Source organism: Flagellimonas sp. L-11, from assembly GCF_056857735.1.
Genome location: NZ_JBSXNR010000015.1, coordinates 1 through 23,168 on the forward strand (window position 1 = coordinate 1; position 23,168 = coordinate 23,168).

At 40.9% G+C, this 23,168-nt stretch carries 24 protein-coding genes and 1 pseudogene; 16 read left to right on the forward strand and 9 right to left on the reverse strand.

Annotated features, from left to right (window positions below):
- The first annotated feature begins 128 nt into the window (after positions 1-128).
- On the forward strand, positions 129-791 hold the full coding sequence (locus AC13CC_RS00720) for a head GIN domain-containing protein (protein WP_482875802.1): 663 nt from the start codon (positions 129-131) through the stop codon (positions 789-791).
- Between the two features lie 183 nt (positions 792-974).
- Here AC13CC_RS00720 and AC13CC_RS00725 read toward each other — a convergent pair whose 3' ends face one another.
- Positions 975-1,415 carry a hypothetical protein gene (locus AC13CC_RS00725; protein ID WP_482875803.1) on the reverse strand — a complete coding sequence of 147 codons (441 nt, stop codon included), beginning with the start codon at positions 1,413-1,415 and terminating at the stop codon, positions 975-977.
- Between the two features lie 94 nt (positions 1,416-1,509).
- Between AC13CC_RS00725 and rsgA the strand changes: the two genes are divergently transcribed.
- The 7 genes from rsgA (at position 1,510) to AC13CC_RS00760 (ending at position 7,981) form a co-directional block, all read left to right on the forward strand.
- The gene (gene rsgA / locus AC13CC_RS00730) at positions 1,510-2,442 is read left to right on the forward strand and encodes a ribosome small subunit-dependent GTPase A (protein ID WP_482875804.1); all 933 of its coding nucleotides are present in this window, start codon (positions 1,510-1,512) and stop codon (positions 2,440-2,442) included.
- 5 nt (positions 2,443-2,447) lie between these two features.
- A complete protein-coding gene (gene dtd / locus AC13CC_RS00735; RefSeq protein WP_482875805.1) occupies positions 2,448-2,900 on the forward strand; it encodes a D-aminoacyl-tRNA deacylase in 453 nt (150 codons plus the stop codon).
- Entirely contained in the window at positions 2,900-3,226 is a 327-nt protein-coding gene (locus AC13CC_RS00740; RefSeq protein ID WP_482875807.1) for a nucleotide pyrophosphohydrolase, read from the forward strand. Before dtd ends, AC13CC_RS00740 begins: the two co-directional genes overlap by 1 nt.
- Positions 3,227-3,295: 69 nt before the next feature.
- The gene (locus AC13CC_RS00745) at positions 3,296-4,525 is read left to right on the forward strand and encodes a 3-phosphoshikimate 1-carboxyvinyltransferase (protein ID WP_482875808.1); all 1,230 of its coding nucleotides are present in this window, start codon (positions 3,296-3,298) and stop codon (positions 4,523-4,525) included.
- 85 nt (positions 4,526-4,610) lie between these two features.
- Entirely contained in the window at positions 4,611-5,660 is a 1,050-nt protein-coding gene (gene queA / locus AC13CC_RS00750) for a tRNA preQ1(34) S-adenosylmethionine ribosyltransferase-isomerase QueA (RefSeq protein ID WP_482875810.1), read from the forward strand.
- Positions 5,661-5,734: 74 nt separating this feature from the next.
- Positions 5,735-6,775 (forward strand): dual-specificity RNA methyltransferase RlmN, encoded by a 1,041-nt coding sequence (gene rlmN, locus AC13CC_RS00755; RefSeq protein ID WP_326278328.1) that lies wholly within the window; start codon positions 5,735-5,737, stop codon positions 6,773-6,775.
- 231 nt (positions 6,776-7,006) lie between these two features.
- Complete coding sequence (locus AC13CC_RS00760) at positions 7,007-7,981, forward strand: polyprenyl synthetase family protein (RefSeq protein WP_326278327.1); 975 nt, start codon at positions 7,007-7,009, stop codon at positions 7,979-7,981.
- Positions 7,982-8,042: 61 nt separating this feature from the next.
- Here AC13CC_RS00760 and AC13CC_RS00765 read toward each other — a convergent pair.
- Positions 8,043-8,199 (reverse strand): annotated as a pseudogene (locus tag AC13CC_RS00765) (IS1595 family transposase); the annotation flags it as partial.
- Between the two features lie 404 nt (positions 8,200-8,603).
- Between AC13CC_RS00765 and AC13CC_RS00770 the strand changes: the two are divergent.
- On the forward strand, positions 8,604-8,786 hold the full coding sequence (locus tag AC13CC_RS00770) for a helix-turn-helix domain-containing protein (protein WP_428979726.1): 183 nt from the start codon (positions 8,604-8,606) through the stop codon (positions 8,784-8,786).
- A 49-nt stretch (positions 8,787-8,835) separates the two neighbouring features.
- On the opposite strand, the gene AC13CC_RS00775 is transcribed toward AC13CC_RS00770, so the two are convergent.
- Together AC13CC_RS00775 and AC13CC_RS00780 are read right to left on the reverse strand one after the other, a co-directional pair.
- Entirely contained in the window at positions 8,836-9,396 is a 561-nt protein-coding gene (locus AC13CC_RS00775) for a hypothetical protein (RefSeq protein WP_482875813.1), read from the reverse strand.
- Positions 9,397-9,585: 189 nt separating this feature from the next.
- The gene (locus AC13CC_RS00780) at positions 9,586-11,346 is read right to left on the reverse strand and encodes a tetratricopeptide repeat protein (protein ID WP_482875815.1); all 1,761 of its coding nucleotides are present in this window, start codon (positions 11,344-11,346) and stop codon (positions 9,586-9,588) included.
- Between the two features lie 287 nt (positions 11,347-11,633).
- Between AC13CC_RS00780 and AC13CC_RS00785 the strand changes: the two genes are divergently transcribed.
- From AC13CC_RS00785 to AC13CC_RS00795, 3 genes are all read left to right on the forward strand, one after another.
- The gene (locus AC13CC_RS00785) at positions 11,634-12,209 is read left to right on the forward strand and encodes an RNA polymerase sigma factor (protein WP_326278322.1); all 576 of its coding nucleotides are present in this window, start codon (positions 11,634-11,636) and stop codon (positions 12,207-12,209) included.
- Positions 12,210-12,214: 5 nt separating this feature from the next.
- Entirely contained in the window at positions 12,215-12,940 is a 726-nt protein-coding gene (locus tag AC13CC_RS00790; RefSeq protein ID WP_326278321.1) for a hypothetical protein, read from the forward strand.
- An 85-nt stretch (positions 12,941-13,025) separates the two neighbouring features.
- Entirely contained in the window at positions 13,026-14,096 is a 1,071-nt protein-coding gene (locus AC13CC_RS00795) for a coiled-coil domain-containing protein (protein WP_326278320.1), read from the forward strand.
- A gap of 70 nt (positions 14,097-14,166) precedes the next feature.
- On the opposite strand, the gene AC13CC_RS00800 is transcribed toward AC13CC_RS00795, so the two are convergent.
- A complete protein-coding gene (locus AC13CC_RS00800; protein WP_326278319.1) occupies positions 14,167-14,409 on the reverse strand; it encodes a zinc-ribbon domain-containing protein in 243 nt (80 codons plus the stop codon).
- Between the two features lie 107 nt (positions 14,410-14,516).
- Here AC13CC_RS00800 and AC13CC_RS00805 point away from each other — a divergent pair, with 107 nt between their 5' ends.
- Entirely contained in the window at positions 14,517-15,146 is a 630-nt protein-coding gene (locus tag AC13CC_RS00805; protein ID WP_482875818.1) for a 2OG-Fe(II) oxygenase, read from the forward strand.
- Here the strand turns inward: AC13CC_RS00805 and AC13CC_RS00810 are convergent, their stop codons facing one another.
- Positions 15,147-15,455 (reverse strand): phosphoribosylpyrophosphate synthetase, encoded by a 309-nt coding sequence (locus AC13CC_RS00810; protein WP_326278316.1) that lies wholly within the window; start codon positions 15,453-15,455, stop codon positions 15,147-15,149.
- 308 nt (positions 15,456-15,763) lie between these two features.
- A complete protein-coding gene (locus AC13CC_RS00815; protein WP_326278378.1) occupies positions 15,764-17,539 on the reverse strand; it encodes a Xaa-Pro dipeptidyl-peptidase in 1,776 nt (591 codons plus the stop codon).
- Positions 17,540-17,805: 266 nt separating this feature from the next.
- On the opposite strand from AC13CC_RS00815, the gene dnaG reads away from it, so the two are divergent.
- Positions 17,806-19,779, forward strand: coding sequence for a DNA primase (gene dnaG / locus AC13CC_RS00820; RefSeq protein WP_326278314.1), 1,974 nt, complete (start codon positions 17,806-17,808; stop codon positions 19,777-19,779).
- Between the two features lie 67 nt (positions 19,780-19,846).
- Here dnaG and AC13CC_RS00825 read toward each other — a convergent pair whose 3' ends face one another.
- Both AC13CC_RS00825 and nadE read right to left on the reverse strand, forming a co-directional pair.
- Positions 19,847-20,476: a response regulator transcription factor gene (locus AC13CC_RS00825; protein WP_293167746.1), complete on the reverse strand. Its 630-nt coding sequence runs from the start codon at positions 20,474-20,476 to the stop codon at positions 19,847-19,849.
- A 158-nt stretch (positions 20,477-20,634) separates the two neighbouring features.
- Positions 20,635-21,423: an NAD(+) synthase gene (gene nadE / locus AC13CC_RS00830; protein ID WP_326278311.1), complete on the reverse strand. Its 789-nt coding sequence runs from the start codon at positions 21,421-21,423 to the stop codon at positions 20,635-20,637.
- Positions 21,424-21,489: 66 nt separating this feature from the next.
- Here nadE and gldB point away from each other — a divergent pair, with 66 nt between their 5' ends.
- Together gldB and gldC are read left to right on the forward strand one after the other, a co-directional pair.
- Positions 21,490-22,479: a gliding motility lipoprotein GldB gene (gldB, locus tag AC13CC_RS00835; protein ID WP_482875821.1), complete on the forward strand. Its 990-nt coding sequence runs from the start codon at positions 21,490-21,492 to the stop codon at positions 22,477-22,479.
- Positions 22,480-22,815, forward strand: coding sequence for a gliding motility protein GldC (gene gldC / locus AC13CC_RS00840; RefSeq protein WP_014033322.1), 336 nt, complete (start codon positions 22,480-22,482; stop codon positions 22,813-22,815).
- Positions 22,816-23,168 lie beyond the last annotated feature (353 nt).

Here is a 23,168-nt window from a genome sequence, read left to right on the forward strand (position 1 = left end):
GCTTGGCAATATCGAAATGGGTAATCAATAGTTCGGGAAGGAGAACCTTCAGTAGGTCAATGTATGGATCCAATACAGTCAGTTTTTAAAACAAAGTTCAAACTATAAATTCAATTTACACACAACTTTTGAGATTGACCCTTCTTTTGCTTCCCTTGGTCATGTTTTCGCAACGAATCATTGATATGGAAGTTGGTGAGTTCAACAAGATCAAGGTTTTTGATTTGATCGAGGTCAATTTGATTCAATCCGATGAAAACAAGATCATGATCAAAGGCTGGAACGTCGATGACATTAAATGGACCAACAAAAACGGGGTTTTAAAGCTTCGTATGCAATTGGACAAAAAGTTTCAGGGCGAGGACACCCTGATCGAGGTCTACTATACCAATTTGGACGTAATCGATGGTAACGAAGGAGCCCAGATTACGTGCAACGAAATGGTACAGAAAAGCAAAATTGAACTGCGGGCCCAAGAAGGGGCAACCATTCGTATTGGAATGGATGTGGATTATGCCGACATAAGGGCGGTGACGGGAGGTATTGTTCAAGCCTCAGGTTTGGCAAAAAACCAAACGGTTGTGCTCAACACAGGTGGTATTTTTGAAGGAAGGGCGCTAAGGACAACCACAACCGACGTTAAGATATCGGCCGGCGGTGAGGCAGATGTATTTGCATCTGAACTTGTGGACATCAACGTAAAGGCGGGCGGCGATGTGTATGTTTACGGGAATCCGCAAACAGTCCTTAAAAAAACCTTTGTTGGAGGAAGGGTCTACATTAAGGATTAATGAAAATTTAAATCAATAAAAAAGAGGGTGTATAAAAAGCAACAAAAGTTTGAATTTGTCAGGTTGAGCGCAGTCAAAACCCATTGATTATCAAATTACTTTAGGTTCTCGACTGTGCTCGAACTGACAGATAACGAGATTTTTAGAATTCACCCTCTTTTTGTTTGATGACTAAGGAAGCATTTACTTTTTAAAGATGTAACGGGTTATAAAAATACCTTGTCCGTCTCCTTTACCACCTTCACTTTCCACACCGCTTACCACAAAGGCCAGCTCCCATCCATTGGAAACCATATCATTGATCATGGAAGTGATAAGGGCATCGTTGGCCGCAATGTTCTGAAAACGGATACCGCCTATATTGTAGAAGTTCAATAGCTTGGTTTCCTCAAAATTCTTTACACGGATTTCGTTTCTTTTGGATTTGTTACGGGTATTGTCATCCTCGGTTTGGACACTTGTAAACTCTTTGTAATCCTTATCTTCCAAGGCGTTTATGATCCTAGACCGTCCCAAACCGTTGGGTACTATGGACTCAACGCTGGTAACTACGCGGTACTGTTGAGCGCTCATGGTAAAAGTTGCTGTAAATAGTACCACTGCGGCCAAAATGATTTTTTTCATGATTAAAATGTTAATGATTGTTAAAACTCTTAATAAAGATATACGACGAAAAAGTAGGAATATTGTTTCTTTGTAATCAAAATGTGAACAAATAGTGGATGGAACTGTTTATAAATCAACGGGAAGCTGGTATACCGTAAAATCCTCGGAAGGGGTGTTTTATGAATGCCGTATTAAGGGAAAGTTCCGGACACAGGGAATTAAAAGCACCAATCCGGTAGCTGTTGGAGATCATGTGGAGTTTGAGTTGGAAAATATTGGAGATGAGACCCTTGGGGTTATCCATAAGATAGGTGAACGCAAAAATTATATCGTTCGCAAGTCGGTAAAACTTTCCAAACAGACCCATATTATTGCTTCCAACCTTGATCAGGTTTTTCTATTGATCACCCTCAACAACCCGCCCACTTTCACCAGTTTTATAGATCGGTTTTTGGTCACTGCAGAGGCATACGATATTCCCGTAGTGCTTCTTTTCAATAAGATGGATGTATACGGTCCAGAGGAGAAGGGTGAGGTTGCCTATCTAATCGACCTTTACACCAAAATTGGCTACCCTTGCATACAAATTGAAGCAAAAACAGCTAAGAACGTGGATAAGGTAAAGGAACTGATGGTGGGCAAGACAAGTATGTTTGCTGGTCATTCCGGTGTGGGAAAGTCCACTTTGGTCAATGCACTGGAACCCGGGATGCAATTAAAGACAGCCGAAATTTCCGAGCAGCATATGCAGGGGCAGCATACCACAACTTTTGCAGAGATGTACGATTTATCTTTTGATGCCCGTATTATTGATACCCCAGGAATAAAGGGATTTGGCATCGTGGATATGGAAAAGCATGAAATCGGCAATTATTTTCCAGAATTTTTTGCCTTAAAATCAGAGTGTAAGTTTAACAATTGCCTTCATTTGGACGAACCTAAATGTGCAGTAAAAGAAGCTTTGGAAAATGATGGGATTTCCGCAAGCCGTTACCGCAGTTATGTTCAAATGCTAATGGGGGATGAGGACAATCCGTATAGGTAAAGATAATGAGAGCAGTATTGCAAAGAGTTTCTAAAGCGAGTGTTACAGTCGATGGAAAGGTAGTTTCATCTATTCAAAAGGGACTTTTAGTGTTGTTGGGCATCGAGGATGCCGATGGCCAAAAGGATATTGATTGGCTGACCAATAAAATTGTGAACCTCCGTATTTTCAATGATGATAAGGATGTAATGAATCGTTCGGTTGTTGATGTTGACGGGGAAATTATCGTAGTTAGCCAGTTTACACTTCATGCCCAAACAAAAAAAGGGAACCGTCCATCTTACATAAAAGCTGCAAAACCAGATGTAGCTATACCCATGTACGAAAAATTTGTTCAAGTTTTGGAACAGAAACAGGGTAAAAAAGTGGGTACGGGAATTTTTGGCGCCGACATGAAGGTTGAGCTTCTTAATGATGGCCCTGTGACCATTTTTATAGATACAAAAAATAAAGAATAATGAATATTACAGATGCACAACAAGCTGTTGACGAATGGATCAAGAACCATGGGGTACGTTATTTTGACGAACTCACCAATATGGCCCAACTTACCGAGGAGGTAGGCGAGGTGGCGCGAATTATTGCACGGCGTTATGGGGAACAGAGCGAAAAAGAATCCGATAAGGCCAAGGATTTGGGCGAGGAACTGGCCGATGTGGTTTTTGTGGTACTCTGTTTAGCTAATCAAACGGGAATAGACTTGCAGGAAGCCTTTGACAAAAAACTGGACCTTAAGTCCAAACGGGACCATGACCGTCATCAAAATAACAAAAAGCTCAAATAAAGTTGCCTGCTTAAAGGGACATTAGGGCTGTTTTTTCTAGTTTTGACAATTCATTCAAACCCTAACGAATTGAGACTCCAACTTTCTGCACCCGACGATAGAAAAATTCAAAAGGCCATTGCAATAACCGGTTCCAAGAGTGAAACCAATCGGTCTTTGTTGTTGCAGGCCCTTTTTCCAAATATCAAAATAGAGAACCTTTCCAATTCCGACGATGGAGCGGTCATGCAAAAGGGATTGGCCAAATCAACAGGCGAAGTGGATATTCACCACGCTGGTACTGCCATGCGGTTTTTAACCGCCTATTTTGCTTCACAGGAAGGTAAACAAGTGGTACTTACGGGTTCTCAGCGTATGCAGGAACGTCCCATAAAAGTATTGGTGGAAGCGCTTCAATCACTCGGAGCGGATATTCAATATGAAAAATCAGCGGGATACCCACCCCTTAAAATTACTGGCAGAAAATTGAAAAGGAGCCAAGTTTCCCTTCCGGCCAACATCAGTAGCCAATATATTTCGGCTTTGTTGTTGATAGCGCCCAGTCTGGAAAATGGTTTGGAGCTCGAACTGATCGGCAAAATAACTTCGGTACCCTATATAAAAATGACTTTGGCACTTTTAGGGCAAATCGGGGTACAGACCGCTTTCGAAGGGAACATGATTAAGGTGTGTCCAAAGGAAAATGTAGCGGATACCACCCTGGTCGTGGAATCCGATTGGAGCTCGGCCAGTTACTTTTATAGCATTACGGCCATGTGCGAAGTGGGCACAGAGATTCAATTGTCCTCTTATAAACAAAGCTCTTTGCAGGGCGATAGTGTTTTGGCGGAAATTTATAAAGATTTTGGAGTTGAAACTACGTTTTCGAACAACGCCATCCTTCTTAAAAAAACATCGGATGTCAAGTCAAATCATTTGGAGTATAACCTTTCAAATGCCCCTGATATTGCACAGACCATTGCTGTAACTTGTCTTGGTTTGGGCATTGGCTGCCATCTTACGGGCCTGCACACTTTACCGATCAAGGAAACAGACCGTTTGGCAGCATTACAGACCGAACTTGGCAAGTTTGGAGCCACGGTGGATATAGATTCCGAAAGTTTGACCTTGCAACCGCAATCCAACCTAAAAGGCGAAGTGGCAGTCGACACCTACAACGACCACCGAATGGCAATGGCCTTTGGCCCCTTGGCGCTTAAAGCAGATTTTGTGGTCAATGATGCAGGGGTGGTATCCAAGTCCTATCCCCATTTTTGGAACGACCTAAAAACACTGGGATTTAGCATCTCAAAGATGTAAACCACATTTAATCATCAAATTACTTGACATCCGCTATTGTGAGGTTGTATATTTGCCGTCTTTAAAAAATCGAAAAAAAGTCCACATGAAATTATCAAACTTCAATTTTGAATTGCCTAAGGAACTATTGGCAGAATATCCCGCGGAACACAGGGACGAATCCAGACTGATGGTGGTTCATAGGGATACAGGAAAAATTGAACATAAAATGTTCAAAGATCTAGTTGATTATTTTGATGAAGACGATGTAATGGTATTGAACAATACAAAGGTATTTCCTGCAAGACTTTTTGGAAACAAGGAAAAAACCGGGGCCAGAATCGAAGTTTTCTTGTTGCGGGAGCTAAACCAAGAGCAACGCCTTTGGGACGTATTGGTAGATCCAGCAAGAAAAATACGTATCGGTAACAAACTTTATTTTGGCGAAGATGAGAGCTTGGTGGCCGAGGTTATCGACAACACCACCTCAAGAGGGAGAACATTGCGTTTCCTTTACGATGGTTCGTACACCGATTTTAGAAGAAAACTTAGGGAATTGGGAGAAACTCCATTGCCCAAATATATCAAAAGAGAGGTTACACCTGATGATGAGGAACGTTACCAAACTATTTACGCAAAGCATGAAGGCGCCGTGGCCGCCCCAACAGCAGGATTGCACTTTTCCAAGCACTTGTTGAAACGTTTGGAAATCAAGGGGATAGATTTCGCTGAAGTGACGTTGCATGTTGGTTTGGGGACCTTCAACCCAGTTGAGGTTGAAGATTTGTCCAAACACAAAATGGATAGCGAAGAATTGGTAATCGATGAAAAAGCAACCGAGGTCGTAAACAACGCAAAGGCAAACAAAAGAAAAGTCTGCGCTGTGGGTACTACGGTAATGCGTGGATTGGAAAGCGCAGTATCATCCGAGCATACATTGAATACCTTCGAGGGTTGGACCAACAAGTTCATCTTTCCTCCATACGAATTCAGCATAGCAAACTGTATGATCACGAACTTTCACCTGCCTAAATCAACATTGTTGATGATGGTTTCTGCATTCGCAGGTCATGACCTGATCAAAAAAGCTTACAAGCAGGCCATTTTGGAGGGCTACCGCTTTTATTCCTACGGTGATGCCATGTTGATTTTATAAAAGCAAAATTTCATAAAAGAGAAATCCCGTTCGCTTTATGGCCAGCGGGATTTTTTCTTGTTTATCTTTAAGTGGTGGAAATCAAAAAAAAGGACATACGGGCATTGACAAAGGAACAGCTCCGACAGTTTTTTGTCGATCAGGGCGACAAGGCATTTCGTGGTAACCAGGTATATGAATGGTTATGGCAGAAATCGGCCCACGATTTTGATGCCATGACCAATATTTCCAAGGAAACCCGAAGCATGCTGGAGGATAATTTTGTCATCAACCATATTCGGGTAGATCAAATGCAGCGCAGTTCGGACGGAACCATTAAAAATGCCGTTCGCTTACATGATGGGTTGATCGTCGAATCCGTTTTGATTCCAACGGAAACCCGTACCACTGCCTGTGTTTCCAGTCAGGTTGGCTGTAGTTTGGACTGTAGGTTTTGCGCCACCGCCCGATTGAAGCGTATGCGAAACCTAAATCCCGACGAGATTTATGATCAAGTGGTGGCCATTGACAATGAAAGCCGTTTGTATTTTGACAGACCCTTGAGCAATATTGTTTTTATGGGTATGGGAGAGCCTTTGATGAACTATAACAATGTATTGAAAGCCATTGATAAGATAACCTCGCCCGAGGGATTGGGCATGTCACCCAAGCGGATTGTGGTTTCTACCTCAGGGGTGCCCAAGATCATTAAGAAAATGGCAGACGAAGAGGTGAAGTTCGGCTTGGCGGTTTCACTTCATTCCGCTATTGATGAAGTGCGTACGTCTATAATGCCCTTCAATGCCACATTCCCGTTGAAAGATTTAAGGGAGGCATTGGAATATTGGTACAGCAAGACCAAAAACAAGATAACGTACGAATATGTGGTTTGGAAAGGAATAAACGATACCCAAGAGGCCGTGGATGCCTTGGTAAAGTTTTGCAAATTTGCACCTTCCAAAGTCAATATTATAGAATACAATCCTATTGATGATGGTGAATTTCAGCAAGCATCCAGCAAAGCGGTAGAAATGTACCAAAACACATTGGAGCGAAATGGCATCACGGTCACCGTGCGTAGATCCCGCGGTAAAGATATTGATGCTGCCTGTGGACAATTGGCGAATAAGGGTTAGTTTTTAAGCGGCAAGAGACAGAAAGTAGTGAGCAATTCGCAGTACGCAGTAACCCAATAACCCAATAATCAGGGCAACCAATAACCAAAATAATTCGTTACCCCCTAAACCCCAAACCCTGCAAATCAACGATACTTTTAGGGCTGTATCTTAAAACTTGGATTTCATTCCGACAACTCTTGCATTTTCCCTACTTTTAGACATTCAAAACCAAACACCACACCTGTTACGTTGAAAGTCGTTTCGCAGATAAGGGAACCTATAGAAAATGAGATGCAGCTTTTTGAGGAAAAATTCCTCAAATCCATGTCTTCCAAAGTCGCATTGTTCAATAGGATTACCTACTACATAGTAAATAGAAAGGGCAAGCAGATGCGGCCCATGTTCGTATTTTTAACCGCCAAATTGTTGAACGGCGAGGTCAATGAGCGCACCTACACCGGAGCATCCATTATTGAGTTGATACATACGGCTAGCCTGGTGCACGACGATGTGGTGGACGATAGTAACAAGCGAAGGGGTTTTTTCTCCATCAATGCCTTGTGGAAGAACAAAATTGCCGTTTTGGTAGGTGATTTTCTTTTCTCCAAAGGACTGTTGGTTTCCTTGGAAAATAAGAATTACGACTTGCTCCATATTATTTCCAACGCGGTTAGGGATATGAGCGAAGGGGAATTATTACAGATAGAGAAAGCACGACTTTTAGATATTACTGAGGATGTTTACTACGACATCATCCGTCAAAAAACTGCAACCTTGATTGCGGCTTGTTGCAGTATGGGCGCTTGTTCCGTTCGACCCGATTCAGAAGAAGTGGAGACTTTCAGGAAGTTCGGTGAGCTTTGCGGAATGGCCTTTCAAATCAAAGATGACCTTTTTGACTATGGTGCAGAGAAAATCGGTAAACCTACGGGAATCGATATCAAAGAACAAAAAATGACCCTTCCCCTGATTTATGCTCTGAACAATAGCGATAAGGAAAAGAAAAAGTGGTTGATCAACTCCATCAAAAAGCACAACAAGAACAAAAAGCGGGTAAAAGAAGTGATTGCCTATGTAAAGGAAAAAGATGGACTTGAATACGCTGTGACCAAAATGTTGGAGTTCAAAGATCAAGCCTTGGCCATTTTGGACAATTATCCCGATTCAGAATACAAAAGTGCCCTCACACTTATGGTCAATTACGTGGTGGACCGAAAAAAATAAAAACTCAAAAACTTGGACATCAAAGATATACTGAAAATTTTTTGAATATCCGTTTTCACACCTAAACGCCGGTTATTGCGGCAATAACCATTTTATCAAACAGGCGTTCACCAAAATATCTTCTATTGAGTTTGTACACGAACCCGTTGAGGTATTGTTGAAGGCATTTCCCTTTTATCCTCATGTGATGGTTGCCCAAAAAAATTCCTTTTGGCGTTGTATGTGGGAGCCACATGGTTTTGAAGAACTGGAGGTACCTTGCGAAGTGGCTGTATTTGTTATCGTCCCAAGGTATTTGGCTACTCTACACGTTTTTTTGATAGGGATATGGCCTCTGCATTTATGTCTCCTCCAATAGAAATAGATGGACCAAGAAAAGCAGCGAATTTGATGGGGGAAATAAATGGTCTGGCTAGAAAAGTCCAACAAAGGTTTCCAAAAAATATGATGCGGATTGGGTTAAACTATATTTATTTCAACTGTTGCTTTCCCTTATGGAAGAATGGAAGGTTTCTCCTCAAGATTTAAACTATGGATCTAGAGCCTACATCCAAGGAGCCTCGCGATTGATTTTTGAAGAAAAAGGCTGATATCGACCAAAGAGGCTGCCTTGGCCTGACGTATGTCCGTTACGAAGTTCACAGCATTGTTCAAAGATTTAATGGGTTCAACTTTTTCAGAATTTGCTTTGCAATATCGGGTAAAAGGCGCCTCTTTTCAGCTGAAAACCTCCAACCTAACTCTAGAGACCGTGGCTGTAAACTGGGGATATGCCGATGCAAGCCACCTTCATGAATATGTATAGGAATCTTAAAATTTAAAAAGGTAAAACATTAACAGAACCCATGATGGATTTACATTCCAGTGGAACGCGTGTCCATTTTTACCGGATTGTACAGCGTACGTTTTATCATCTTCGATTTATTTCCTTTTTTCAAGACAAAACTGTAGGTAAAACGAGTGGCTTTATTCTTAGTATACTCGATTATACAATCACTGTTATTAAATGACCAGCCTGGATAAGTTTTAGCGATTTCGCTTCCAAGACTGTATGGGACCCGTACACCTTCATAATACTCTTCAGACTCAAGAATAGTACCGTCATGGGCGTAAATGGCCTTAATATAATTGGCGCCCGATTCAAAAACTACGGTATAGGTAATATGTTTATTTATGCTATAAATGCGATTTTCGGTAATATCATAGTCTGCCGCAACATTTTGTAAACGCTTTATGCCTAAGGCCAAAGTTGGTGCGACGCCGTTCCTTGAATTTAGATACTGCTCATTCTGAATTTTAGAGGATTTAGATGTATGGACAATCACTTTGTTTGTCGTATTCATAGCCAAGTTTTCCTGTGCAATTGTAAGGTTGGCTAAGCCTACAATAAAAAGAACAAATATCAGATTTTTCATTTTGAGAGGTTTTTAAATTAAATGGATTGAATCTTTTCGACTGGTAAAGCGCAACAAAGTAGGATAGCTCTAAGGTATTGGATAAAACTTGCTCAGCCATCAATTTGGCATAGACTACCAATCAACAGGGTATAGACAATCAATAGACAAATCAGCTGTTTCAACTGTAACGGCAATAAAATCAGTATTTTATAAACCCTGAATAAAAAGGTCTAAATCAGTGTTTTCGGAGAGATTCAACTTTTTTCTTAAGCGATAACGACTTGTGTTTAAGGAAGCCAGAGTGATGTTTTGAAGCGAAGCAATGCTTCGACTCTCAATTTTTAAACGAATTAAAGAGCAAAGACGTATCTCATTTTTACTCAAATCAGGATAGTTTTGCGTGAGCTTACTGTAAAATGTATTACTCAGTTTGTCCAAGCGATCAAAAAATTCCCGGGTGTCCGTATCAACGCTAATTTTATTCGCTATCGTATGGTCTAGTTCTTCTATCAAAGCTTCCCGTTCCTTGCCGTCTGCTTGCTTAATAGAACTTAATTGATTGGCCAATGCCTTGGCCCAATCCTGATCTTGCGTCAATCTAATGGCAAAATCCGAAAGGTCCCGTTCCCTGGATTTAATTTCGGTATTGAGCTGTTCTACCTTTAAGGCTGTATTTTCAAACTTTTGTTCAGTTAATAATTGCTTGTTCTTGGCGTTGACCAAATGTTGACGCCGGTTTAAGTAAAGCACGATTAACAAAATGATAAAAACGGAAGATAGTACCCCTGAAAACCAAAGTCTGGTGCGTTGACTTTTTATCTTGTTTTCTTTTTGAATACGGTCTATTTTAAAATTAATTGCTATTCTATCAACAATAGCATCATTGAGCTCGGTCTGCCATTTTTCATCCGCAATTTTTGCAATCAACTGAAGGCTATCTGCATATGCATTAATTTGTTGTGATGTAGCATAGGCTTCAGGAATCTTATTCTGTTGTTTCAGTAAAAACTCCTTAGCTTCTAAATACTCTAATTTGGAATTAGAATCCAAACTATTCTTTTCCTCATGTGAAACAACAATTGCTTCCAGTTCCTTAAAAGTGCGTTGCGCTGCTGCCAAACGATTTAAATATGCGTTCGTAATGGTGAGTTGAGCACCAGCACTTATTAACCTTGGTATGTCTTTAGTGTGGGTTTTCTCATTAACGGCAGTTTTAAAAAACTCAAAATTTGTAGCATACAAAGGTTGTGCCTTTAGGTAATCCCCAAGTTCTGTATGAATATCTGCAATATTATCTCGAATGCTTCCTATTAAAGTATGATTGGGATATGATGCTTTTGTAATAGTATAGGCTTTCTGAAAATAGTGCATGGCAGAATCCAAATCTTTCTTGTGCCAATAAAAAAAGAGGCCATAGTTATTTAAGGCCGAAGGGTAATAAATGAAATCTAGTGACTTGGTATATTCTAAATTTTTTTTATGCTGAATTGCAGCACTGTCTAATTCGTTTAGTTCAGCATAATTTTGAGCAAGTATACTGCGAGCATAAGTTAACATTTCTATATAAACATCGCGTTCCTTTTCAGTTAGGTTGCCTTCTTGTGCTCGGTAATGTTTAAAAAAATTAAGGTATGATTTTATGGACTCCTTCGGAAATCCAACTTCCATAAACCAATTACCCGAGTGCAAATAACTGTCTAAAACAAAGCTATGATGCCCATCAATATACTTTAGTAAATCTAAACGTTTGTAATGAAGCGACAAGTAGTTCTGCAGTTGGGATTCAGAAAAAGATGAGCGCCTATACGTTTTAATGTCATCCTCTGGAAAATCAACGGCTATGGAGTCGCTTATCTTTTGAAATTCTGTAAATGCCTTCTCACTATTAAGTAATGCGTTTTGCGGCCACAGTTGAAACGCAGTCAAAAAAAACATTAAACATATACTCAAATAAGAAGGTTTTATCATTCGATAAAAATAGTATACAAGTACTAAAGGTATCAATTTTGTGGCGTTTATAAAAGTAAGCCTCCCTCTACGCGATACCGCTGTTCCTTAAAATGTTGCCTACAGGTCTGTTTATCCCCGAAATGTGCGGTAAAAGTGAATTTGTTCAAATTATCCTTTGCTTGTTTCATGGTATAAGGTACTGCTATTGGGTGTTATTACGGATATTCAAAAAAAATTTATATTCAGGCAACCCTTCATGAATTTATCCCGTCTATTAAAATAGAAGCACTTTTATAAACCAAACTTTGAAGATCATCGCGTTACATTGCAACGAAAAACAATTGATCAAAAAATCAATCAAAGGAGACCAACAGGCTCAAAAGTTGCTGTACGATAAGTTTTCGCCCAAAATGTTGGGTGTTTGCAGGCAATACATCAAAGACCTTCATTTTGCTGAGGATGTGATGGTCAATGGATTTGTAAAGGTTTTTAATCACCTAAGTTCCTTTGAAAACAAAGGAAGCTTTGAGGGTTGGATTAGAACCATAATGGTAAGGGAAAGCATTTCTTATCTGCGCAAAAGACAATTTGTGGTTTATGATGATGATGCCGTGGAAGCGAACGGAGAGGTTTCATCTGGAAATGATGATCTCTTGGATTTGGAATATGTGCAATACCTTATTGATGAATTACCAGAAGGCTACAAGGCAGTGTTTTTGCTTTACGCCATAGAAGGTTACGGACACAAGGAGATTGCGGGGCTATTGGAAATATCCGAAGGAACCTCAAAATCGCAATTGTTCAAAGCCAGAAAGATGCTTCAAGAGAATTTAAGTTTAAACGGAATGTCGCCCAAATCAAAATCGGCGAATAAAAAATAGCGGGTATGGATAAATTGGAAAAACATATCAAGGAGAAGTTGGAGGAGCGAACCATTGCCCCATCAGCGAATGCTTGGGAGAAAATCGCTTCGCAAGTTAAGGAGCCATCACCAAGAAAAAAGAATACTTGGTTCCCGTACGCCATAGCGGCAAGTGTTGTGGGTATTGTATTGGTGTCCATCTTCTTTTTTGCCAAGGATAATCCTAAAGTGGAACACATACAGATTGTGGAGACCGATACCAAAACGGAGATTGAAATCGAGCCAAAGGATAAAGTTGTCAAAGAACTTGTACAGGAGGAACAAACTGAGGTTGTGGAGACAGGGCTTGAATCGGTTACGCCCAAAAAAAAGGAAAAATTTAGTCCAAAAGAGTCGATTTCCAATGCAGTAGTTGCTGAACAGGAAGTAAAACAGCCATTGCGGGACGAGGTCATAATAAACTCAAACAAATTAATTGCGCAAAAAGTAGAGCAAGTAGTGGCACAAGTGAAACTTATGGAAACTGCACAGCGAGATGTTTCCGATGCGGAAGTGGATTCACTTTTACGTGCGGCACAGCGACAGATTTTGACCGATAAGTTATTTTCTGAAAGTGGTTCTGTGGATGCAATGTCCCTGTTGGCCGAGGTCGAGGATGAGTTGGACGAATCGTTCCGGGACCAAATCTTTGATGCTTTAAAATCAGGTTACCTAAAACTACGTACCGCGGTGGCAGACCGAAATCAATAAAATTATTCATCAATCAAAACAAACCTTCTAAAACTTCCTGTCCAAAACGGGCGGGAAGGAGGGAGGTTTATAATCCAAAACAATCATGAAAACAATTACATTTTATTCAGCAGTGTTATTCTTTTTCTTAGTTTCCCATATAGCATTCGGGCAGGAGGACTATCAAAAGAAAATTGAGGCGTTGAAAATTGAAAAGCAACGCATCATAGAACAGGAGAAAGACGCCCTTAAGTTCGAGGTCAGGGATATTAATCAGCGATTGGAAGATGGTGATATTTCGGAAAGCGAAGCCAAAACCTTAAAAGAGGAAGTTGCCAAACGGCGCGCTTTGAATATTGAGAACCGAGTTGCCATTGTCGAGAACAAAATCGCTTGGTTGGAACGCAATGAGGGTGAGGTGCTCATGTTGACCGAGTTGGATACCTTAGAGGGAGACAGAGTGCGTATAGGACTGCTTATTGATGGTAAACCTGCCGTTACCTTTAATTCCAAAAGATGGAAAAGAGAAATAAAATATGACAGACGCACCTACTCTGATTTTGTAATGGCCATTGGTCTGAACAATGCATTGATCGAGGGGCAATCGTTGAATGACTCGCCCTATAAATTTGGGGGAAGCCGTTTTTTTGAAATGGGTTGGCAATGGCGGACCAGGGTTTTTAAAAACTCTAATTGGCTACGTTTTAATTACGGATTTTCATTTCAGTTTAATGGTTTAAAGCCAGATGGGAACCGGATTTTTGTTCAAGAAGGTGACCAAACCGTTTTGGAAGAGTTTGAATACGATTTGGATAAATCTAAATTTAGAATGGACAATCTTGTATTTCCAGTACATTTTGAAATCGGCCCATCTCGCCTAAAGAAAACAGAACGAACCATGCGTTACTCCATACGTGATCAGTTTAGGTTAGGTTTTGGTGGTTATGGTGGCTTTAGCTTGGGAACCCGTCAGAAATTAAAATATAATAGGGATGGTGAAAATGTAAAGGACAAACTTAAAAGGGATTACAACAGCAGTGACCTGATTTATGGTGTGAGTGGATATATGGGATTTGATGGGGTACTACTTTATTTGAAATATGACCTGAATCCGATCTTTAAAGATGCGGATATAAAGCAGAACAATATATCATTAGGCCTTCGGTTCGATATTTAACCATTTTGAATCTTGAAAACTAGAGGCTGTCCGAAATAACGGGAATCGACATTTTGTCACAGTCTCTTTTTTATGAAGACAAGGCCCGTTCCATTTCTGGGGTAAACTCCTCTTTGTAGTACACTTTTTTGCAATGCGAACATTCCGCGTACGCCACATTGTTGATGGTAAAGAGCGGAATCCAGAACAAATGTGCATAGTTGGGCTGCGCCACCACTGTTAAAGTTCCGGTTTGGTGACAATAGGGACAGTTAACGTTTGGAAGCGCTTTGGTTTCCTTTTTGCCTGGCCTTGTTCCGAAAAAGAGTATCATTTAAAACTTGTGTTAATCGTATTCAAAGTTAGAACTTTCCAATAGGAATGAATAAAAATGATTTTCGTTTTTAAATATTTTCTACATTCGCCCACATTTATGAAACATTGAACGCCTATCATAGCTTGGAGGATTGGTTATCCTGGATGGATGACATCTCCAGTAAGGATTATGTGATTATCGACCATTTTTTGCAGGACGAATTGTATGCCGAGATTAAATCTTTTTTTCTTGGTAAGCTCCCCAATTTCAAGGAAGCGGGTATAGGCGCCCATTCCGATAATCAAATCGATACCAGAATACGTGGAGATTTTACGTACTGGTTGGACAGGGAAGGAGATGCCCAATTGCAAGCGTATTGGAATCTATTGGATGAGACCATGCATATCTTTAACCGGTATTGCTATCTCAGTTTGTCGGGATATGAATTCCATTTGGCCCATTACCCATCGGGCGGCCATTATGATAAACATTTAGATCAGTTCGAGAATAGGAACAACCGTATGATTTCCATGATCATTTATTTAAATGATGATTGGAAACCTGGGGATGGTGGCGAATTGGAAATTTTCGAAAAAGACGGAACAAGTTTCTTGGTAGAGCCCTTGGCTTCTCGTTGCGTGCTATTCAAAAGTGCTGTGGTGCCCCACGCTGTATTAAAAGCCCATAAAAATAGGTTTAGCCTAACTGGCTGGTTGTTATATCAACCTTCATCAGTAGGAAAACTATCAGTATAATCAATCTGTTTTGTACGGAATCTGTTTGATAAGTTCATCATTTTGCCCCGACGAAGCACTATAGGACATTACCATGGTCCCTTTTGTGCCGTCGTTGGCCTCAATGGTAAATACAGTGGATTGATCGCCCGGGTTCGTAATGCCTTCAAAACGGTAAGAATCGATGATTTTCAAATCGTCAGGTTGGTATTCCTTTTTGGAGTATAATGCTTTAATACAATTTTCCATTGCTTCAAAATCTTCTTTGTACCCTTCTTGGGTCAATGTATTTACCGCCTCGGAAAGCGTGTCGAAACTATGTTTGTTCATGTGTGTGGATTATGTTTTAAACGTTTAATTGTTTTTGTCATATTGTATTTGCCGATAGGGATGTGCTATCAATAAATACAATCTCAAAATTCTTCGTGGATGGAAAGTCTTCAACACTATTTCCTATAACCATTTAATGGTTTTCTGTTTGAAGAACATTTTCCATAAACCTCGATATTTTCGGTCTGGTGTTCTATTGTGACATAAATTATCAAAATTTTTATGTCTTCAGGATGAATGTTATACTATCCTAACCATAGTATATATGATAAACTACATAATTTTGGTCAATTATACCCGATTTTGAATCAGAATTTACCTCCCACCACAGGCAATGTAAGTTCAGTACCATCCAAATCCACAGTGAGCTCCGTTCCCGGTTCGGGCCAAAGCGTGAACTCTTTATCACTTGAAAAAATCATCAACCCAATTTGTTGGCCTTTGGGAATGATTTGGTCATCCGGCATCAATTCAAATTCCATTTCGTAAAATGTATCGGGAACCAAAGGCTTACTCTTCGTTAATGAACTATGGTTTTGTGGGTCGGCCCATCCCCGTGTAATAATGTTATCCGTGATTTTGGTGTTGAAGCCATCGTTCCAAGGCAAGGATACCAACCAAACCGATAAATTGGCGGCGGGTTTGTTGCTGGCCAATTTAATCTTGATTTTAGGCACTCCGGAAATATGTACATCCTCTGTTAAAGGTGCCGTAACATACAGCAATCTATGTTTCGTGGTTTCCGCTTGTGCCAAACTGGAACCGGAAAAGGAGTAATTGTCAACCAAGGTTTCAGTTCCTTGCTTTTTGGGTTTACTGGTGGTTAGCTGTCCTTTTTCAGGGGCTCCCTTGGTTAAGAACAATTGTATGTCCTTAGCCTCTGGGTTGGGATAATCCCTATATGGGGTTGGCTCGTCTTTTTTATCATTTTCGCGAACGATCCATGCCTTGGGCTCCTTTTCCACACCATTTTCAATGCCATACAGGTAACGTGTGAACCACCGGTTCATCATGGAAATTGGAGGTGGTCCGCCGTGCCCGTTTTGGTGGTAATAAATCTGAACGGGCAACCCCATTTCTTTAGCTTTCTTATAGATTCGGTAGCTATGCTCTGGCATTACGTTCCAATCGTTGAATCCATGTGACATCAAAAGCGCCGCTTTCATCGGTTCCATATCGTTCAGATAGTCCCGTTTGGCCCAAAATTCGTTGTAGTCTCCCGTAATGCGGTCCTGTCCATTTTTCATTTCGGTATCACGTATCACTTTGTTGTTTCTTGCTCTTTTGGACTCATCACCACTATGGATAAAATCGTATAGCACATCAATGTCCTCACCTAGATAACCACCGGGAGAACGTACCAATCCATTGGAGCGGTAATAATGATAATACGAAGTATTGGGCGCAATGGGGATAATGGCTTCCAGACCTTCAACCCCGGTTGTGGCCGCAGCTAGGGGGATGGTTCCGTTGTAAGAGGTTCCCGTCATGCCCACTTTTCCCGTGGACCAATAGGCCTTTACTTCTTTACCGCCATCCCGCTCGGTATAGCCTTTTGCTCTTCCATTGAGCCAATCTATCACTGCTTTGGGGGCCAGGGATTCGTTGTCGCCGCCCACGGTCGGCGCTCCATCGGAAAGCCCGGTGCCCGGAGAAGAGGAGTGGACTACAATATAGCCTCTTGGTACCCACGTCCTTACTTGAGAGTTCGAAATTATGGGGCGCTCTGCTATACGCGTTACGTTCGGGTGTTTACGGGGCTCCCCAGATTTACCGAGTTCGTGCTTCACATCCCAAAAAATGTCTTTGTCCATGCCAGCGGTACCTGCATAGTACGGACTGGATTCATAAATAACAGGAAGTTTCAGGTTTTCGGAGTCCGTTTGTTCCGGGCGTGTCACATCCACATGCATACGATCTAGTTTACCGTCACCATCCGAATCAAAAGTCGTTTCTACCCAAAGATCATGACGTATCCATCTACTTGGATCTGAAAAAGCTTCTACTACTTGGGCCTCTCCGTTTTCAAAAATAGGGGATGCCTTTTTTGCTATTTGACCTTGGGCGACCAGCATAGAGGCCATTAAAAATACACTCGGTATCCAAATTTTACGCGATACTCTTTTCATCATACAATCCTTGTTTTAAAAATATTCCCTGTAATTGTGGAATGTGCTTCTAAGATAATAAATCTTAAATAGGGATTTTAATTTCCGATTCACCCAAACTTTGTCTTTATTGTCCAATTATAGGTAAGGAGTGCGTGGCAAGAAATTGTACTTTATCAAAAACTATGGATTTTAAATCAGTAGTGGTTTATTATCTTTAACAGCTATTTTAATAGAACACCTTGATTTCAAAAACCACCATAGACCAAGTATATGAAACCGCCCGTTTGGAGGAGGTGATCGGTGATTTTGTGCAATTGAAGAAATCCGGTTCCAATTTTAAGGGGCTTAGCCCATTTACCGATGAACGCACTCCTAGCTTCATGGTTTCGCCCGTAAAGCAAATCTGGAAGGATTTTAGTAGCGGAAAAGGGGGCAATGTGGTGGCTTTTTTAATGGAGCACGAGCACTTTACTTACCCCGAGGCCATTAAATATTTGGCGAAAAAGTACAATATTGAAGTAGAGGAAACCGAGCAGACAGATGAGCAAAAAGAGCAGGCCAATGAGCGGGAAAGCATGTATTTGGTCTCTGAGTACGCCCAAAAGTATTTTACGGAAAAACTATGGAACAGTGAACCTGGCAAAGCCATTGGTCTCACCTATTTTAAGGAACGTGGATTTACCGATGAGACCATAAAACGATTTGGACTGGGGTATTGTTTGGACGAGTGGGAAGCCTTTACAAAAGAGGCATTGGGCAAAGGTTATAAATTGGAGTTTTTGGAGAAAACCGGTCTTACCATTGTTAAGGAAAAAGCTGGTGGCGAAAATCGAACGTTCGATAGATTTAAGGGAAGGGTTATGTTTCCCATACATTCCATGAGTGGCCGGGTGCTTGGATTTGGTGGACGAATATTGACCAACGACAAAAAGGCGGCCAAATATTTAAACTCGCCCGAAAGCGAGATTTACCATAAGAGCAAGGTGCTTTATGGTATCTATTCTGCAAAGCAGGCCATTGCCAAGGAGGATAATTGTTTTTTGGTGGAAGGTTATACCGATGTTATTCAGATGTACCAGCGGGGAGTGGAAAATATCGTGTCATCCAGTGGAACGGCATTGACCCCAGAGCAGATTCGACTCATTAATAGGCTCACCAAAAATATCACGGTTTTGTTCGATGGGGATGCGGCAGGATTGCGTGCATCGCTCCGTGGTATAGACCTCATTTTGGAACAGGGCATGAATGTTAAGATCTGTACCTTTCCCGAAGGTGAAGATCCGGATAGTTTTGCCAAAAACAATACCTACGAGGATATAGTGCTTTATCTTCAAGGGAATTCCAAAGACTTTATCCAGTTCAAGACTTCTTTATTGGCTAAAGAGGCAGCCAATGACCCCATAAAAAGAGCTGATACGGTCAGGGATATCGTAAATAGCATCAGTAAGATTCCCGATCGTATCCGTCAAGAAATATATGTTCAGGAATGTGCAAAGATCATGCAGATTTCTGAAGATGTACTCTACAATACCTTGGCTCAGATTGATAAAAAACATCATACGGAAGCTTCTAAAAAAGTAAGGAAAGAACAAAAGGCCTTCGAAGTTGTCAAGAACGATGCCGTGGTGGAAAGGGTGGATGTTCAATATGAGTTGGAGCGCAAGATCATCGAAGTTCTTTTGTTATACGGGGACCAAAAACAAGAATTTGAGGATCTAGTGCTCAAAGAAAATGATGAAGGCGAATTGGTGCTCGAACCTGAGGTTGTGGAGGCGAAGGTGTATGAAAAGGTATATTTGGATCTTCAGGATGATGAAATCGAACTGACCAATGAGCAATTCAAGACCATATATTACAAGTTGATCGAAAAACTTAACGAAGATGCTGATTTTTCGATAAGTACATTTTTATCCGATCTGGACCAAGAAACCGTTTCGCAGGTGTCGTCCATTTTAATGGAAGAAGAACAGTATGTGTTGCATGATTGGGAGCGGAGGGATATATACCCAAAAGAGAAAAAAATAGGTGTGGCCCAATTGGTGGGTGAGACCATTCTTACCCTACGCTGCAATTTGATAAAAAACCGAATCGAAAAACTCAAGGAGAGAACCCAGGACAACCAGGGCGACAATACGGAGGTTTTGGAAGAGATAATGAATTATCTTCAACTCAACAAATTGCTCAACGCCAAATTAAACCGCGTGCTTTCCTAAAATATAAAACCCCCTTCAATTTAAATTGAAAGGGGGTTTCCACAATAGTTGGTTTGGTTGGGTATTCCTAATATAGTTCCAAGGCTTTTGCCTGTTGTAGCAAGTCCACCAAATTATCCACGTTCAACTTCTTCATCAAGCGGGCTTTGTATGTACTTACTGTTTTTTCGTTCAAGTTTAATCCTTCGGCAACTTCTTTGTTCCTTTTTCCACTGGCCAATAGTTTGAGTACCTCGACCTCTCTGGAAGAGAGTTTTCTAAAGAATCTTCTGGGTTTTTGGGTGCCTTCGTCAAAAGCAAGGCGTTGTGCAAGCTCGTTTGTAATAAACATGTTTCCTTCGCTGACCTTTTTAACGGCGGAAATAATGTATTCCAAATCAGCGGTTTTGGATAAGTAACCAAATGCACCTGCGCGAATGGTGCTGAGCGCGTAAACATCTTCTGACTGTCCACTGTACATTAAAGTTTTAATGTCCGGAAAGTCCACTTTCATTTTTCTAAGGGTGGCAATTCCATTGATTTCTGGAATGTCCATCTCTAAAATAACTACATCGGGGGTTATGGTTTTCAATGTATTAAAAAGCTCTTTGGTAGTTGAAACATCAGCAATAACTTCAATATCTGAACTTGATTCAAGTACCTGTCTAATACCAAGCCTAACAATAGGATGGTTGTCAGCTATCAATACTTTTATCATTTTTTTAGGTTTAATTTAATAAATGGTTAGTGGCTAAATACTTACAATGCATAGCGAGCAAGATAAGAATTTAATAACGTAAAATTCTACTTTTTTTCTTAAAACCATAGTTTTTTCGGGGTTTTTTCGTTTTCAACTGGGTTTTTACGGGTAAAAAGTCATTTTAACACACTGGGAATCTCACAAATAGGTATGGGGGCCATCTTGTGTTTGTTGGCGGTATTGTACTTTTTATAGATAGTAAACACTTCTTTTTCCCTACCTGAGAAATCATTGGCAGTTTTACCTTGCTCATCCATTTGCATGGCCCATTCCAATTCTGGGTAAGAAGCCCCGATTTGGTCCTCATCGGTTCGGCTATCGCCCCAAAGCCCATCGGTTGGTGCGGCTTCCATAATATCCTGGTTTACTCCGAGCGCCCTTCCAAGTTCGTAAACCTCTGTTTTGACCAAGTCGGCAATTGGGCTAAGGTCAACACCGCCATCACCATATTTGGTGTAGAAGCCAACACCGAAATCCTCCACTTTGTTTCCAGTGCCAGCAACCAAATACCCTTCGAGGGCCGCAAAATAGTAGAGAGTGGTCATACGCAACCTGGCCCTTGTATTGGCAAGGGACATAAAACGATCTTCTTCTTTCTCCACTTTTGGGAATGCATCCACTAAGCTATCGAATACAGGCGTTAGGTTAACGGGCTGTCTGGAGACATTCGGGAATTTTTTGATCAACCAATCAATGTGCCTGTCTGCACGGGTTACTTGGTTTTTGCCTTGGTGAATTGGCATTTCCAAACATAAAAGGTCCAATCCTGTTTTGGCGCAGAGTGTTGAGGTTACTGCGGAATCAATTCCGCCAGAGACTCCAATTACAAAACCTTTGCATTTTGCGTTTTGGGCATACTCCTTTAGCCAATCAACAATATGGGTTATAACCTTTTCTGTTTGCATATCTTACTATTTAGATTCAATAAATTACCTTTGTGCCCTGTAAATTTAAACCCTGTGCCCTTAAAAATGAAGAGGTTGTTAAAATACTTTGCGATTCCAGTATTTGGAAGCTTTGTTTTGGTGATGGTTTTACTTTTTTCATCATGTGGGGAAACGGACAAGACAGAGGAAGAAATTGACAAGGTCGCCATTGATTTACGGATTTCAAGGTTTGATCAAGAATTTGCCAAGGCAACTGCGAACGATATTCCCAAATTAAAGGCCGAGTACCCTTATTTGTTCCCAGAGCAGTTCCCAGATAGCGTTTGGGCGGCCAAACTAACGGATACCCTTCAAGTGGAACTTTCAAATGAGGTAGCCAAAACTTTTGGCAATTTTGAACAGGAATCCAAGGATTTGGAATCGCTTTTTAAGCATATTGAATATTATTTTCCGGAAACCGAAACACCCCATGTGGTAACACTTACTTCCGATGTTAGCTATGACAGCCGGGTTATTTTGGCAGATTCCCTTTTGTTGATCGGTCTTGATAACTATTTGGGGGAGGATCATCATTTTTATGAGGGGATCCAAAGGTATATTGCAGCGTCTTTGGACAAAAAGTTCTTAACCTCCGATGTGGCCAGTGCTTTCTCCAAAAAAGTACTGGCTTACCCAAGAAACCGGACCCTGCTTTCCCGTATGGTATATTATGGTAAAGAGCTTTACCTAAAAGATAAATTGATACCCTTGGCCACCGATGCCCAAAAAATTGGATATTCCGAAAAGGAAATGGAATGGGCAAAAGCCAATGAAGAACAAATGTGGAAATATTTTGTTGAGCGCGAACTGCTGTATAGTACCGATACGGAATTGAATAGAAAATTCTTGGACCCGGCCCCCTTCACCAAGTTTGGGTTGGAGCTGGACAATGAATCGCCCCCACGCTTGGGACGATATATGGGATGGCAAATCGTAAGGGCCTTTATGGAAAAGACGGACACGGACGTAAAGCAAATGTTGAATTTGCCAGCGGATGAAATTTTAAAAGAATCGAATTACAAACCAAAAAGATAAATGGCAGTAGAACATACTTCGGAGATAACCTTGACAGTTGGATTGGATGAGAACCGAGTGCCCGAGGAATTGAAATGGTCGGCACAAGATGGTGGGATTAATGAGGAAGAGGCCAAGGCCATGATGCTGTCCGTGTGGGATAGCAAAAATCAGGAATCCTTAAAAATCGACCTTTGGACCAAAGATATGCCAGTGGATGAAATGAAGGTGTTTTTCCATCAAACCTTGGTGACCATGGCCGATACCTTTTTCAAGGCCACCCAAGATGAAAAAATGACGGCCACCATGAAGGATTTCTGTGATTATTTTGCGGAAAAGCTGGAATTGAAAAAATAGACCGGATCCAAAGGGTCGTTTGTACGGTCAAACTTTGCCTTATCCGCCCCTTTAAGGTTCGACGCACTTTCAATCTTTTGTTTTGTGGGCCGTTGAAGGAACAAACAACATAGTGGAAATACGCCTATAATTAAATAGGTGGGGTTTTGGTTGTTGGCAAAAACAACGATACAAAAAAGGGCACCGCCATCCATTGGTCCATATTTTATAATGAAGTGATTTAAACTTTTTTGGATCGAAAGAAAGGGTTGCGGATATTTGTGTTGCCAAACATAAATAATTCCAAAACAACCCTTTATGTACAGTGTACTTGACAAAGATATGATAGAAATGGAAATTGTGCCATTTATACC

Excerpts from the sequence above, each read along its gene's own strand:
- AC13CC_RS00725 (WP_482875803.1), bottom strand. The coding sequence starts at position 1,415 with ATGAAAAAAATCATTTTGGCCGCAGTGGTACTATTTACAGCAACTTTT.
- dtd (WP_482875805.1), top strand. The coding sequence starts at position 2,448 with ATGAGAGCAGTATTGCAAAGAGTTTCTAAAGCGAGTGTTACAGTCGAT.
- AC13CC_RS00740 (WP_482875807.1), top strand. The coding sequence starts at position 2,900 with ATGAATATTACAGATGCACAACAAGCTGTTGACGAATGGATCAAGAAC.
- queA (WP_482875810.1), top strand. The coding sequence starts at position 4,611 with ATGAAATTATCAAACTTCAATTTTGAATTGCCTAAGGAACTATTGGCA.
- AC13CC_RS00770 (WP_428979726.1), top strand. The coding sequence starts at position 8,604 with ATGTCCGTTACGAAGTTCACAGCATTGTTCAAAGATTTAATGGGTTCA.
- AC13CC_RS00775 (WP_482875813.1), bottom strand. The coding sequence starts at position 9,396 with ATGAAAAATCTGATATTTGTTCTTTTTATTGTAGGCTTAGCCAACCTT.
- AC13CC_RS00780 (WP_482875815.1), bottom strand. The coding sequence starts at position 11,346 with ATGATAAAACCTTCTTATTTGAGTATATGTTTAATGTTTTTTTTGACT.
- AC13CC_RS00790 (WP_326278321.1), top strand. The coding sequence starts at position 12,215 with ATGGATAAATTGGAAAAACATATCAAGGAGAAGTTGGAGGAGCGAACC.
- AC13CC_RS00795 (WP_326278320.1), top strand. The coding sequence starts at position 13,026 with ATGAAAACAATTACATTTTATTCAGCAGTGTTATTCTTTTTCTTAGTT.
- AC13CC_RS00800 (WP_326278319.1), bottom strand. The coding sequence starts at position 14,409 with ATGATACTCTTTTTCGGAACAAGGCCAGGCAAAAAGGAAACCAAAGCG.
- AC13CC_RS00810 (WP_326278316.1), bottom strand. The coding sequence starts at position 15,455 with ATGAACAAACATAGTTTCGACACGCTTTCCGAGGCGGTAAATACATTG.
- AC13CC_RS00815 (WP_326278378.1), bottom strand. The coding sequence starts at position 17,539 with ATGGCCTCTATGCTGGTCGCCCAAGGTCAAATAGCAAAAAAGGCATCC.
- AC13CC_RS00825 (WP_293167746.1), bottom strand. The coding sequence starts at position 20,476 with ATGATAAAAGTATTGATAGCTGACAACCATCCTATTGTTAGGCTTGGT.
- nadE (WP_326278311.1), bottom strand. The coding sequence starts at position 21,423 with ATGCAAACAGAAAAGGTTATAACCCATATTGTTGATTGGCTAAAGGAG.
- gldB (WP_482875821.1), top strand. The coding sequence starts at position 21,490 with ATGAAGAGGTTGTTAAAATACTTTGCGATTCCAGTATTTGGAAGCTTT.
- gldC (WP_014033322.1), top strand. The coding sequence starts at position 22,480 with ATGGCAGTAGAACATACTTCGGAGATAACCTTGACAGTTGGATTGGAT.